Here is a 13,710-nt window from a genome sequence, read left to right as displayed (position 1 = left end):
ACGCACCTCCTTAGCTTTTTCTTAATTTTCGCTGAATGTCATTTAACATTTGTAACGCTTCAAACGGTGTCATATTTAGAATATCTAACATTTTAAGGTCTTTAATAATTCCTGTTTCTGCAGAACTGATTTGAGTTTTTTTTGGTTGATGTTCATTTTCACCAAATAAAGATAATTGAATAGGTTGTCCCTCTTTTACTTCACGTCCTTCGATTTCCACTTTTGGGTTAAAAGGAAGTACCGCTTGTTTGTCCACACCCTCTAATTGGTGTAAAATTTCATCCGCTCGAACGATAACATGTTCTGGAAGTTCTGCTAGTTGCGCAACATAAATCCCATAGCTTCTGTCAGCTTGTCCGTCAACAACTTTGTGTAAAAATACAACTTTACCATTCTCCTCTATAGCTGAAACATGAACGTTCTTGAGTCGTTCTAATTGTTGTTCTAACGCGGTAAGTTCATGATAGTGAGTAGAGAATAAAGTCTTGGCTCCAATTTGCTCATGAATATATTCAACAATTGCTTGGGCGAGTGCCATCCCATCATAGGTGGATGTTCCTCTACCGATCTCATCTAATAAAATTAAACTATTTTCCGTTGCATTTGTTAACGCATGTTTTGTCTCTAACATCTCTACCATAAATGTACTTTGTCCACTTGCCAAATCATCTGCCGCACCAATTCTCGTAAAGATCTGATCAAAAATTGGAAGAACTGCAGTTGTTGCAGGAACAAAACACCCGACTTGTGCCATAATAGACGTTAATGCTAACTGTCTCATATACGTACTTTTACCGGCCATATTTGGTCCCGTAATTAATAATATTTCACGTTCGCGATCCATGACAACATCATTTGAAACATATTGCCCGCGGTCGATCATTTTTTCAACAACCGGGTGCCGTCCATTTTCAATATGAATTTGCCGATCTTCTGTAAACTTTGGTCTCACAAAGTGTTGCTCATTACTGATTGTCGCAAAGCTCTGTAACACATCCAATGTACTTATGGTTTTAGCCAGCTCTTGAAGTTGGCGTATATAACTTTTTACTTGTTCACGGATCAGTTGAAATAAATCATATTCAAGCAACTCAATTTTTTCTTCTGCTTCTAGAATAAGCGTTTCTTTTTCTTTAAGTTCTGGCGTTATATAACGTTCAGCATTAGCTAACGTTTGCTTTCGTTCGTAACGTCCTTCTGGAAGGTTTGGGATATTGGACTTAGTTACCTCAATATAGTAGCCAAATACTTTGTTATAACCGATCTTAAGCGACTTGATCCCTGTTTCTTGCCGTTCTCTTTGTTCAAGTGCAGCAATCCACGTTTTCCCATTCAAACTTGCATCTCTATAAGTATCTAGTTCACTATTAAAACCAGTTTTAATCATCCCACCATCCTTAACAGATAATGGAGGATCATCAACAATACTCGTTTCTAATAAGTCTAATAATTCATCACAATGGTCGATCGTCGTAATTAATCGATCTGATAAAGGAACATGAAGCTGTTCTACGATCTGAACGATCTTCGGAACTTGTTGGAGGGATCTGCGTAGTTGAACAAGCTCTCGTGCATTCACATTACCGTAGGCTACTTTCCCCGCAAGGCGTTCTAGGTCATATACTTCAGTCAGAGCTTCTCGTAACTCTTCCCTGGTAAAGAATTGCTCCATAAACGTCTCAACAACCGTTAGACGCTCTTCAATTTCTCCTTGATTAATTAATGGACGTTCTAACCACTTTTTTAATAAGCGGGCACCCATAGCCGTTACAGTTGCATCAACAATCCATAGTAATGAGCCTTTTTTCTTTTTCTCTCGAATCGTTTCAATTAATTCTAAGTTTCGCTTTGAATGATAATCAATTTTCATATATTGATTAGCCGTATAATATTGAACTTGCTGTAAATGATCAAGCGAACGCCTTTGTGTTCGAACTAAATAATTACATAACCTTCCGATCGTTCCCACAAGATTGTCATGTTGAATCCCCTCACAAATCGATTGGAAGAACTCCGGTACACCCTCATCGGCTTCAAATGAAATAGTAATTGATAATCTTTGCTTTACCAACTTAAGATACGACTCGTTAAAGTTTGGTGAAACTATTACTTCTTTAGCCGCAATCGAAGCAAGCTCATAAACGACATCATCTATTCCACCTGTTAATACAGTGATAGAACTTTCACCAGTCGTTAAATCCGTACGAACAAAACCGAAACGCCCTTCATCTAAATCGGACACCGATGTTATAAAATTATTTTCTTTATCGGCAATGGTTTTACCATCCATTACTGTTCCAGGGGTGATTAACTTAACAACCTCTCGCTTAACGACCCCTTTCGCTTCTCTCGGATCCTCTACTTGCTCACAAAGAGCAACCTTATATCCCTTTTCTATTAATTGAGTAATGTATTGTTCAGCTGAGTGATAAGGGACTCCACACATTGGAATGCGATCCTCACCACCACCTCTTCCAGTTAACGTAATTTCTAATTCTTTTGCTGCGAGCTTCGCATCTTCAAAGAATAATTCATAAAAGTCTCCTAAACGAAAAAATAAAAAGGCATCTTTATATTGTGCCTTAATTCCTAAATATTGCTGTATCATAGGCGTATGCTGTGCCATTGTAATCCCCCAAAATTCTACATTTTACGCCTATTATTATATCATATTCAAGGATGAGGTGTCAGGCACCTTTAGTAGGTTAAAGGTGCCTGACACCTCAATATAAAAAAACTAGGAAGTAATTTCCTTCCTAGCTCATTTATCAACTATTCTTCTGTGTCCCCCATCATGAAGTTAGGGTCTAGGTCTTCGAACTCTTCATCCGTTACGTCTTCTTCAAACATGGAAGGATCTAGCTCAGCAATCGTTCCGTCAGGATGAACCGCGACATGAATTTTCGTTTCACCGATTACTTCAGTCAAGAATTCACGTTCTACTTGAACGACAACACTTGAGCCATTTGGTGAAATTGTTGCTTCAAGTGTGTTAGGCTGCTGAATTGCTTTTGCCATGACTTGAACGTCCTCAGATAAAATGTTGTCGTCCTTTACTTGTAATGGTACTACGTCTGTGTAAGTTACCGTTTCAGTAGCTACTTCTGTCTTCGTGTTGTTTTGGTGAGAATACCAACAGTTAATATCATAACTACCTTGTACTTCCACCGCATCACCTTTTTTAGCTGCTTCGTATCTATGGTTGATAATCCAGCAACCAAGGATACTCGTTGGCTTGTGGGAAGGGCTTACTGTATGACTAGCTTGAGTAAACTTTCTTCCCTTACCACAAACCGCCTTCGTAATAATTTCACGATAATTTAAGTTATCTGTTTGTGACATGAGTGAACCCTCCTCGATCAAATCGTTAGAAAAACTCGGCATGTCGCCGTAAGTACTTCGCTTCAACATCATGTCTAGGTGTCGAAGTTAAGTCATAGGAGAAAGCCTGACTTTGTAGCCCGATAAATTAGACCGGCGTCCATCTAATTCAAAATACGATGTCTTAGTCTTAGGTCAAACTAGCGTCGCCAATTCTTCACTTCCATCCTATGCAGGGCGAATAACCATTGTGCCAAAAAAATAAATTTCTTGTAAAAAGAGACGATAATTCCAATACATAATCTATAAAACGATATGAGGCAAACCTTGCAATTATGTTCCTTTTTCTAGATTTCATTAAATTATTTTTTGGGCAGTTTTTCATTGATTAATAATTAGTATTCACATGTACCAGAATACATGAAAGAATTATTTAACTTTCTTTTTAACTCTTTGAAGATAGTGTGACTGCTTTAAGGCCTAAAAAAAGAAACCTCTCTTAATCAGAGAAGGCTTCTATGTGTACTTAACTTTTGCATCCACCTGAACTAAATGGACTTTTCGTTGTTGTCCCTTTTAATAGATCCCCATCCATCGACTTAATAATTTCATCTGTCACAGTGTTAGAAATCGTTGATGAGACAAGTTGAAGAATATCATTAACTTCCATTTGACTACTTTTAAATTCTTGTACTAATGGAATTTGGTCTATCTCCTCTTGGTAAGCATCAATTTTAGCTTCTGCTTTTTTAAGAGCTTCTATTTTACCATAATGTTGTAGGTTAACAGCCTCTTTTTGCGTACGCTTAATTTTAGCCATCAATTCTTGAACTTTTACATTTTCGTTAATTTGCTTTTCTGCTTTCTTAAAGAAATCAACTTCTTCTGTTTCAGCAATCATTTTTGCTAGTTCTGTTGCTTTCTCAACAATCTCACGTTTTGTGTACACTTTTTCCATTATTCCTTCACCCCTGCTAATTCAACCATTTCTCCATCTAACGACCACGTTTTAGCATCTGTTACTTTAACATAGACAATGTTGCCGATAACTGACTTAGATGCTTTAAAGTTCACAAGACGATTTGTACGTGTGCGCCCTGATAAGATTTCCGGATTTTTTTTACTTTCGCCTTCAACCAAAACTTCGACAACTTTATCTTGATAGTCCAAGTTTTTCTTAGCCGACACTTCATTAATTAATACATTTAAGCGAGCTAGTCTTTCTTTTTTAACTTCCATGGGCACATTATCAACCATTTTAGCTGCAGGTGTCCCTTCACGTGGAGAGTAAATGTACGTAAAAGCACTGTCAAACTCAATCTCACGTACTAATGAAAGTGTATCTTCAAACTGCTCTTCGGTTTCATTAGGGAAACCAACAATTAAATCAGTCGTAAATGATGCATTTGGTATAGCTTCTTTTATTTTACCAGCTAATTTTAAATATTGCTCACGCGAATACTTACGTGCCATTAATTTTAGAATTTCAGAATTTCCATGCTGTACTGGTAAATGGATGTGCTCTACTAAGTTCCCGCCTTTAGCAAGAACTTCGATTAGATGATCATCAAAGTCTCTTGGGTGACTTGTCGTGAAACGAATTCTTGGAATGTTAATTTTACGAAGTTCGTCCATTAAATCTCCAAGACCATAATCAATTCCTTCAATATCCTTACCATATGCATTTACGTTCTGACCAAGTAGAGTCACTTCTTTATAGCCTAGGCGAGCTAAGTCACGTACTTCTGCAATAATATCTTCAGGAAGGCGGCTACGTTCCTTTCCGCGCGTATAAGGGACGATACAATACGTACAGAACTTATCACAACCATACATAATATTTACCCACGCTTGAGTATTCCCTTGACGCTTACGTGGCATATTTTCAACAATATCACCTTCTTTAGACCAAACTTCAACAACCATTTCTTTACCAAAGATTGCATCTTTTAATAAGTGTGGTAAGCGGTGAATATTGTGAGTTCCAAAAATTAAGTCAATGTGCTGATGCTTCTGCATAATACGGTTTACTACGCCTTCTTCTTGAGACATACAGCCACATACTGCTAAGATCAGTTCTGGTCTTTCCCTTTTTAGAGGCTTTAAATTTCCAATCTCACCAAACACTTTGTTTTCTGCATTTTCACGGATTGCACAAGTGTTAAGAATAATGATATCTGCTATGTTCGTATCTTCTGTTTCAGTGAATCCTAGCTCTACTAGCATCCCTGCCATGTTTTCTGTGTCATGGTAGTTCATTTGACAACCGTACGTGCGAATTAAGAAAGATTTCCCTTTACCGATTTCTTTCATATCTTCAGGAATGTTAAAGTCATAATGAACTTGAACATCTTCCTTACCGCGACGCTTACCTTTTGAATAGTCAGGTTGGTCGTTAATTAAAATATTACGACCACTAATTCTCATTACTTTTTTACCATCTTCTCGCTCTGTCACTTTCGCATTAGAGAAGTCAAAATATTTGCTATAGTCTTTAGTACTATTCCCACTAGAGGATTTTACGTCCTGTGTGGAAACCTCTTTGCTTTTGTTGTTAATGTTTTCATTCATGATTTATAAGCTCCTTTCTCGTATTTTAGAGAAATATAATGAGACGTACAAAATAATATTATATACGCTTCTATCATTCTACACAACATTCCATATGAATAACCATTGAAGAACTAATGAAACTTTTAATCTTATGATAGAATCTTAAAGTATCTACCTTCTTTCATCATATTTGAAAGCACTATGGTAAGATTGATACTTTACGGGAATAATAAAAAGATGCATCATAGTGATTCGACGCATCTTTTAAGATCCTATTTATTTAGCAACAAGTACTGGACAATGTGCATGTTGCACAACATTGTGACTTACACTTCCTAAAACAATTTCTTTGATAGTACTAAGCCCTCTGCTTCCAATAACAATTAGGTCAACATCTTTCTTTTTCGAATACTCAATGATCATTTCTGCAGGATTACCATTTAATACAACATAATCTTTAGGGTTTTTTAAGTCTTCCATTACTATTTTCGCATCGTCCAATGTTTTTTTAATCTTTTCCTTCTGGTTTTCTAAAAGCATTTCATAAACGCCAAACTCACTTCCTAAGTATTTTGGATTCAGTACATAAAGAACGTTAACTTCAATTCTGTCATCTTGTTTTGCTAATGCTTTTGCCATTTCTAATGCTTTTTTACCTAAAGTAGAACCATCATATGCAACAACTATTCGGGAATAAAAACTAAACATCTAACTCTCCCCCCAATACGTTTATTCTGTTACAATCCTAATTTTAACACTAAAGGAAGAAAATTCACCTAAAAGTTTTTACATTTTTCTGAAAATTATTTAATTCTTTTCACTCATATGATATATTAAAAAGACGCCCAATTCCATTGGACGTCTTTTCTTCTTCACAATTATATTACATGAATTCAGCCATTAACTGATTGAACTTCTCTTCATCAAGTTTTAAATCTTGTTTAGAAAGGCCGTTTTCGTCGTAACCAGCAACTAGTTCTTGGTACGATTTCTTTTCTTTATCTTGGTAGATAAGCCCTGTAACTAAACCTTTGTTTTCCATTAATGTTTGCATCGCTTGCATACGATTAGATGAATCGTAATCTTCAATTGCCGATAGGCTAGTTAGGTTATCTTTAAACCAGTCATACGTGTTTACTTTATTAAATGTAACACAAGGACTGAATACATTAATTAATGAGAAACCTTTATGGTTAATCCCTTGCTCAATTAAAGATGTCAGTTCTTTAAGGTCACTTGAGAAGCTTTGTGCAACAAATGTTGCTCCTGCAGTTAGAGCTGTTTCCATTACGTTTAAAGCAGACTCTATTGAACCACCTGGAGTACTCTTTGTTTTAAAGCCCATTTCACTACGAGGTGATGTTTGACCTTTTGTTAAACCGTAAATTTGGTTATCCATTACGATATACGTAATGTCGATGTTACGACGGATAGCATGAACTGTGTGACCCATTCCGATCGCAAATCCATCACCGTCACCACCTGAAGCGATAACTGTTAAATCACGATTTGCCATTTTTACACCTTGTGCAATTGGTAAAGCACGTCCATGAACACCATGGAAACCATATGAGTTAATGTAACCTGAGATACGACCAGAACATCCAATACCTGAAACAACAGCAAGATTATCTGGCTCTAATCCAGCATTCGCAGAGGCACGTTGAATAGCTGCTTGTACCGAGAAGTCACCACATCCTGGACACCAGTTAGGCTTTACTTTATTACGAAAGTCTTTAAATGTTGCCATTTAGACCAACTCCTTGCATTGTTTGTAGATGTCTGATGGCAGGAATGGGTTACCGTCATATTTAAGCATGCTTTCAACATTTGTTCCGCCAACATTCATTTTGATAATACTTGCTAATTGTGCAGTTGCATTATTCTCAACAACTACAACTTTCTTAGCACGATCCATTAATGGCTTTAACTGTTCTGTCGGGAATGGGTGCAGTAAACGAACATGTGCATGGTTCACTTTAATTCCGTCAGCTTCTAATCGTGGCATTGCTTCGTTAATTGTACCACGAGTCGAGTTAATACCAATGACTAATAGATCTGCTTCTTCGTGTGGGGCATTCGAATATATCGGTGTATCGAAACGGTCCGCTAGCGAGTTTAATTTACGTAATCGCTTGTCCATTTGTGCTACACGATTTTCAGGGCTCTCAGATGGTTTCCCTGTCTCATCATGCTCAACACCAGTTACGTGGTGAACCCCATTTTTCATTCCAGGAGCTACACGAGGTGACACTCCGTCTTCAGTTACTAGGAAGCGTTTGAAGTACTCTCCATCTAGACGCTCTGGTAACTCTTCATTTATATCAAACTTCCCTCGACGAATTTCAATTTTGTTGAAATCTAAAGGCTCAACTGTTTGCTTACCTAATGATAATGCAAGATCAGTTACAATAATTACAGGGCATTGATACTCTTCAGCAATATTAAATGCTTCAATTGTATCGTAGAATGCCTCTTCTACTGTACTTGGCGTAATAACAACTTTCGGGATATCACCGTGAGTGTTATATACCATTGCCATTAAGTCTGATTGCTCTTGCTTTGTTGGTAATCCAGTACTTGGACCACCACGTTGTGTGTCAACGAGTACTAGTGGTACTTCTGTAATACCTGAAAGACCAATTGCTTCAGCCATTAGTGATAAGCCAGGACCAGCTGAGGCAGTTAGCGTACGTACACCCGCATAGTTAGCACCAATAGCCATCGTAACAGCAGCAATCTCATCTTCTGTTTGAATAACTGTTCCACCGAATTCAGGAAGTTTTTTAATTAAGTACTCCATAATTTCTGATGCAGGAGTAATTGGGTATGCAGGCATGAAACGGCATCCACCAGCAACTGCACCCATCGCGATCGCATCGTTCCCAATCAAGAACATACGCTTTTTACCATCAGCTTTTTCTAATTGGAGAGATTCAATTTGACCACCAGCTTCTTTGTTGAAGAAGTCAGCACCAGCTTGAATAGCCTCCATGTTTTTTTCAACAACTGACATACCTTTTTTCTTGAAGATTTCTTCAACAACTTCACGGTATGACTCTACAGGTAAACCAAGGATAGCACTTGATGCACCAACTGCAACCATGTTCTTCATAAGTGAAGTTCCAAGATCGTTAGCAATTTCAGTAAATGGAACCGCATACAATGTCGCTTTGGATTCCTCTGCTAAAGTAGGTTTGAATTTTGCATCAGCAACAACTACTCCACCTTCACGAAGTTCATGGTAGTTAACATCGATTGTTTCTTGGTCAAATGCTACTAAAATATCTAGGTCATCTGAAATTGCATTAAGTTGCTTTGTGCTTACTCTGATTTTATTGTTCGTATGTCCACCTTTGATACGAGAAGAAAAGTGTCGATACCCGTACAAATAGTACCCTAAACGATTAAGTGCAATAGCAAAGATTTCTCCGGTACTTTCAATACCTTCCCCTTGCTGTCCTCCAACTTTCCAAGAAAGTTGATTGATCATTTTCTCCACCCCTTTGGCGTATTGAATGAGAATGACTGTTTCCACTATATGCATAGTAAATCCCTTTGTAAATTCACTAGGCTAACTGAGGGTAACTTACGTGCCATGCTCATGAATAATTATGTACTAAACGATTACAATAATAAATCTATCCATAAGAAAAAGCAAGACTTTAAAGGAAAATATTACGGAATAGTGAAAACGTATAAATTTTGTCAAAATGAATCGGAACATTTTTTGTTCACGATCTTGACATAATTCTAACAAATGTTGACTACCTACTTCAAAGGTTTTTATTATTTTTTTAAAATTTTTTTTTACAATCTTAATAAATCTACACAAATAAGGCTAACTTTAGCGTCTCGTTTCTCTTCTTCAAAGAGAGAAACTTCGCAAGTTAGCCCTTTTTGGATTGAGCCGTTATCTTGGCTCGATAATTAATTTTATCGCTGTTCTTTCTTCACCATCAATCTCAATATCTGTAAAAGCAGGAATGCAAACGAGATCAATACCACTTGGTGCAACAAACCCCCGAGCGATGGCAACTGCTTTAATTGATTGGTTTAGAGCTCCAGCGCCAATTGCTTGTATTTCTGCTGCGCCTCGTTCTCTTATGACACCTGCGAGTGCTCCTGCTACTGAGTTAGGTGTAGATTTTGCTGAAACTTTTAATATCTCCATTTCTTGTACCTCCCTTAATGATGAAAATTGCCGCTTATTAAATATATTCCCGAAATATTCTAATATTCCTGCTATTAAGGAGGTGTTTTCAAAATATTCTCTCAGTTATTATTCGAAGAATGGAGAATCCTGGTTAATTAGTACACGTTCGATCGATTTTGCTCGACCACTTTTTTCATCGACAATAATTACGACAGCATTTAATTGTTCTCTACCATCAGCAACTTCAAATCTCACAGGTAAATTAGTCAAGAATTTGTTTAAGACGGCTGATCGGTCCATCCCTAATATACCGTCATATGGACCAGTCATACCAACATCTGTTATGTAAGCAGTACCCTTTGGTAATACACGTTGGTCCGCCGTTTGTACATGCGTGTGCGTTCCGACAACAGCTGTTACTCTACCATCTAAGTACCAACCCATTGCTTGTTTCTCACTCGTTGCTTCTGCATGAAAATCAACAAATATATACGGCGTTCTATCTTTTACTAGCTCTAAAATCTCGTCTACTTTACGGAAAGGGCAGTCGTTTGGCGGAAGAAATGTTCTTCCCATTAAGTTAATTACTACGACTTCAATGCTATTAATCTTAACGATTGTATATCCTTGACCTGGTGTTCCTTCTGGATAATTGGCAGGACGTACTAACGTTTTTGCGTCATCAATAAATTCAAAAATTTCCCGATTATCCCATGAGTGGTTACCTAATGTCACTGCTTGAGCACCAGCATCCAGAAAACCTTTATATATTTTCTGGGTAATACCTTTTCCACCTGCTGCATTTTCACCGTTTACAATCGATATTTGGGGCCGGTATTTTTTTTTCAATTTTGGTAAGTACTCTTTGACCATTTCTCTACCTGGAGAACCTACTACATCTCCAACAAATAATATTTTCATTTTGTGCCTCTTTTCTACAAACTTACTTACAATGTATATGTACAATGATATATATAAATAGTTACCTATTACAAGTTATTTGGTTATTTCTTTGAAAAAAAATAAAGTGGTTTTCACCACTTTATTTTGCATACTCAACTGCCCTAGTTTCACGTATTACGGTAACACGAATATGACCTGGGTAATCGAGATCTTCTTCAATTTTTTTCGTAATATCACGAGCCAACTTATAGGCTTGTGCATCATCAACAATATCAGGTTTTACCATAATTCTAACTTCTCGTCCAGCTTGAATTGCATAAGTCTTTTCAACACCTTCAAAAGACTCGGATATCTCTTCAAGTTTCTCTAATCGACGTATATACGTTTCTAGAGTTTCTCGTCTAGCACCAGGTCGTGCTGCACTTAACGCATCAGCAGCAGCTACGAGTGTCGCTATAATTGAAGTTGGTTCGGTATCACCATGGTGTGATGCAATACTATTAATTACAACTGGATGTTCCTTGTATTTCGTAGCAAGCTCTACACCAATTTCAACGTGGCTTCCTTCCACTTCGTGATCAATTGCTTTTCCAATATCATGGAGTAAGCCAGCACGACGAGCAAGTTGAACATCTTCACCAAGTTCAGCAGCCATTAGTCCAGCCAAGTAAGCTACTTCCATAGAGTGCTTCAAGACGTTTTGACCATAACTGGTTCTAAACTTTAATCGACCTAATATTTTAATAAGGTCTGGATGTAAGCCATGAATTCCCATTTCAAAGGTTGCTTGTTCGCCGTATTCACGGATCGTTTCATCAACCTCTCGACGAGATTTATCTACCATTTCTTCAATACGAGCTGGATGAATTCGTCCATCTTGAACAAGCTTCTCTAGAGCTGTACGAGCTATTTCTCTTCGAATTGGATCAAAGCCTGATAAGATTACTGCCTCAGGAGTATCATCAATAATTAAATCAATTCCTGTAAGCGTCTCTAAAGCGCGAATGTTACGACCTTCCCTTCCAATGATGCGACCTTTCATTTCATCATTAGGAAGACTTACAACAGAAACCGTTGTTTCTGCAACATGGTCTGCTGAGCACCTTTGAATAGCTAACGATAGAATTTCCCTGGCTTTCTTATCAGCTTCTTCTTTCGCTTGTGTTAATCGATCTTTGACTAACACTGCCATTTCATGAGTAAGGTCCTGCTCAACTTCACGTCGAATAGCTTCTTTCGCTTCATCTCGAGATAGTCCAGAAATCCGTTCGAGCTCAGTTTTCTGCTTATTCAAGATTTCCTCCACTTTGCTATCCATCTCTTCAATATGTCGTTGTTTTTTGGCGAGAGACTCCTCTCTCTTTTCTAATGATTCCTCTTTCTTATCTAGAGTTTCACTTTTACGGTCAAGGATCTCTTCTTTTTGAACCAAACGATTCTCTTGTTTTTGAATCTCATTTCTACGTTCACGAATCTCACGCTCAGCTTCAATGCGAAGTTTATGAACCTCGTCCTTAGCTTCAAGAACAGCTTCCTTCTTACTAGCTTCAGCTTCTCGTTTACCATCTTCAACAATCTGTTTAGCTGCATGTTCCGCACTAGAAATTTTCGCTTCAGCAATGGATTTTCTAACAAGATATCCAACAACTGCACCAACACCTGCAGAGACAACAAGCAAAATGGAGATGATTAAGACGTTATCCATGTAGTCACCTCCTCTTGCTATCTAATTGTTGGTTCCAAAAGTCATATTATCATTCGTTAATTATCGTGCGTTAACTTACACACCTCATGAAGGAAACATGACATTTAAAATGCCGTATTCTCCTTAATTGTATAGTTGGATAATTTTGTTGTCAAGCATTGTCAGTTCGATTAACTTCACTAATACCATCACGAATATCTACATAATAAGCTCGGTCACCAGACTGTGCCAAATGTTGGTTGTGAGTAATCATAATAATTTGTCGATTAAACATCGTGCTAATCGATTTAAGAAATTCATAAAGGTACAAAACATAATCCCCTGAAACATGCTTACCTGGCTCGTCTAGAAGGATCGGGCCATCCATTTTTGGTTGTGTCGTTTCAATGAGAGCGACTCGTAATGCTAATGTAACAATATCTACTACACCACCGCCACGTGCCTCTTGTGGCTTTGTTTTAACTTTAATTCCCTCATAATCAGAAACGACGTAAAATTCGGCAACAGGCTTATTGCCTTGTTCTTCTATTTCAATTTGAAATTCAAAGAGGGGGCCAAAAATAAACTGTAATGCATTCGTTACTAAACTTTCAATTTGCTGCTTGGCCTGTTCCCGAGCATATTCTGCAGATTGTTGTAATAATACTCTTGCTTTTTCATACGTATCTTTTGTTTCATAAAACTGGTCCAATGCATTTAATTTCTCTTCTAATTGCACGGTTAATAATTTACGCTCAGCATCAAGACGAACCCACTCATTTTGAGACTGGTGTAAATCCTGCTCTAATTCGTTAAATGCTTTTTGGAATTTACTCATTTTTTCCCATCAATTCCCTTGGGATCATGGCTTTCGTTTCTGCTAATCCTCTTTCGATTTCCTCTTCAAGCCTTTTTATTTCTTCTTCTAAATTTTCCGGCTTGACACCAAGCTCTTCTAACTCATTTAATAATCGTTTTTGTTGATTTTCTAGTTCTTCTAATTTTGCCTCAGCTCTATATCGCATATCTTTTGCTTTATCTATTGCTTCTTTGATCTTTGTCAGTTCATGTTCAACATGTTTCACCTTTTTCA

The 13,710-nt window shown here is 37.5% G+C and carries 12 protein-coding genes; all 12 read right to left on the bottom strand.

What is annotated here, in order from left to right:
- Window positions 1-10: 10 nt before the first annotated feature.
- Entirely contained in the window at window positions 11-2,626 is a 2,616-nt protein-coding gene (mutS, locus tag ACNSTQ_RS05415) for a DNA mismatch repair protein MutS (RefSeq protein WP_418198819.1), read from the bottom strand.
- Between the two features lie 146 nt (window positions 2,627-2,772).
- Entirely contained in the window at window positions 2,773-3,342 is a 570-nt protein-coding gene (locus ACNSTQ_RS05410) for an outer spore coat protein CotE (RefSeq protein WP_418198818.1), read from the bottom strand.
- A 505-nt stretch (window positions 3,343-3,847) separates the two neighbouring features.
- Window positions 3,848-4,279, bottom strand: coding sequence for a RicAFT regulatory complex protein RicA family protein (locus ACNSTQ_RS05405; protein ID WP_418198817.1), 432 nt, complete (start codon window positions 4,277-4,279; stop codon window positions 3,848-3,850).
- The gene (miaB, locus tag ACNSTQ_RS05400) at window positions 4,279-5,892 is read right to left on the bottom strand and encodes a tRNA (N6-isopentenyl adenosine(37)-C2)-methylthiotransferase MiaB (RefSeq protein WP_418198816.1); all 1,614 of its coding nucleotides are present in this window, start codon (window positions 5,890-5,892) and stop codon (window positions 4,279-4,281) included. The genes ACNSTQ_RS05405 and miaB overlap by 1 nt, the downstream gene beginning before the upstream one ends.
- A 258-nt stretch (window positions 5,893-6,150) precedes the next feature.
- Complete coding sequence (locus tag ACNSTQ_RS05395; protein WP_418198815.1) at window positions 6,151-6,582, bottom strand: universal stress protein; 432 nt, start codon at window positions 6,580-6,582, stop codon at window positions 6,151-6,153.
- A gap of 175 nt (window positions 6,583-6,757) precedes the next feature.
- A complete protein-coding gene (locus ACNSTQ_RS05390) occupies window positions 6,758-7,624 on the bottom strand; it encodes a 2-oxoacid:ferredoxin oxidoreductase subunit beta (protein ID WP_418198814.1) in 867 nt (288 codons plus the stop codon).
- Window positions 7,625-9,367 carry a 2-oxoacid:acceptor oxidoreductase subunit alpha gene (locus tag ACNSTQ_RS05385; protein WP_418198852.1) on the bottom strand — a complete coding sequence of 581 codons (1,743 nt, stop codon included), beginning with the start codon at window positions 9,365-9,367 and terminating at the stop codon, window positions 7,625-7,627.
- Between the two features lie 420 nt (window positions 9,368-9,787).
- Window positions 9,788-10,048, bottom strand: coding sequence for a stage V sporulation protein S (locus ACNSTQ_RS05380; protein WP_418198813.1), 261 nt, complete (start codon window positions 10,046-10,048; stop codon window positions 9,788-9,790).
- 108 nt (window positions 10,049-10,156) lie between these two features.
- The gene (locus tag ACNSTQ_RS05375; RefSeq protein WP_418198812.1) at window positions 10,157-10,951 is read right to left on the bottom strand and encodes a TIGR00282 family metallophosphoesterase; all 795 of its coding nucleotides are present in this window, start codon (window positions 10,949-10,951) and stop codon (window positions 10,157-10,159) included.
- A gap of 121 nt (window positions 10,952-11,072) precedes the next feature.
- On the bottom strand, window positions 11,073-12,638 hold the full coding sequence (rny, locus tag ACNSTQ_RS05370; RefSeq protein ID WP_418198811.1) for a ribonuclease Y: 1,566 nt from the start codon (window positions 12,636-12,638) through the stop codon (window positions 11,073-11,075).
- A gap of 151 nt (window positions 12,639-12,789) precedes the next feature.
- The gene (locus tag ACNSTQ_RS05365) at window positions 12,790-13,455 is read right to left on the bottom strand and encodes an ATP-binding protein (protein WP_418198810.1); all 666 of its coding nucleotides are present in this window, start codon (window positions 13,453-13,455) and stop codon (window positions 12,790-12,792) included.
- The gene (locus ACNSTQ_RS05360) at window positions 13,448-13,702 is read right to left on the bottom strand and encodes a hypothetical protein (RefSeq protein ID WP_418198809.1); all 255 of its coding nucleotides are present in this window, start codon (window positions 13,700-13,702) and stop codon (window positions 13,448-13,450) included. The genes ACNSTQ_RS05365 and ACNSTQ_RS05360 overlap by 8 nt, the downstream gene beginning before the upstream one ends.
- Window positions 13,703-13,710 lie beyond the last annotated feature (8 nt).

Origin of the sequence: Alkalihalobacterium sp. APHAB7, assembly GCF_048323755.1 — a bacterium.
Classification (GTDB): Bacteria; Bacillota; Bacilli; order Bacillales; family Bacillaceae_F; genus Alkalihalobacterium.
The sequence above is the reverse complement of the archived record's forward strand: the minus strand, read 5'-3'. Positions and strand labels throughout refer to the sequence as shown.

Excerpts from the sequence above, each read along its gene's own strand:
- mutS (WP_418198819.1), bottom strand. The coding sequence starts at position 2,626 with ATGGCACAGCATACGCCTATGATACAGCAATATTTAGGAATTAAGGCA.
- ACNSTQ_RS05410 (WP_418198818.1), bottom strand. The coding sequence starts at position 3,342 with ATGTCACAAACAGATAACTTAAATTATCGTGAAATTATTACGAAGGCG.
- ACNSTQ_RS05405 (WP_418198817.1), bottom strand. The coding sequence starts at position 4,279 with ATGGAAAAAGTGTACACAAAACGTGAGATTGTTGAGAAAGCAACAGAA.
- miaB (WP_418198816.1), bottom strand. The coding sequence starts at position 5,892 with ATGAATGAAAACATTAACAACAAAAGCAAAGAGGTTTCCACACAGGAC.
- ACNSTQ_RS05395 (WP_418198815.1), bottom strand. The coding sequence starts at position 6,582 with ATGTTTAGTTTTTATTCCCGAATAGTTGTTGCATATGATGGTTCTACT.
- ACNSTQ_RS05390 (WP_418198814.1), bottom strand. The coding sequence starts at position 7,624 with ATGGCAACATTTAAAGACTTTCGTAATAAAGTAAAGCCTAACTGGTGT.
- ACNSTQ_RS05385 (WP_418198852.1), bottom strand. The coding sequence starts at position 9,367 with ATGATCAATCAACTTTCTTGGAAAGTTGGAGGACAGCAAGGGGAAGGT.
- ACNSTQ_RS05380 (WP_418198813.1), bottom strand. The coding sequence starts at position 10,048 with ATGGAGATATTAAAAGTTTCAGCAAAATCTACACCTAACTCAGTAGCA.
- ACNSTQ_RS05375 (WP_418198812.1), bottom strand. The coding sequence starts at position 10,951 with ATGAAAATATTATTTGTTGGAGATGTAGTAGGTTCTCCAGGTAGAGAA.
- rny (WP_418198811.1), bottom strand. The coding sequence starts at position 12,638 with ATGGATAACGTCTTAATCATCTCCATTTTGCTTGTTGTCTCTGCAGGT.
- ACNSTQ_RS05365 (WP_418198810.1), bottom strand. The coding sequence starts at position 13,455 with ATGAGTAAATTCCAAAAAGCATTTAACGAATTAGAGCAGGATTTACAC.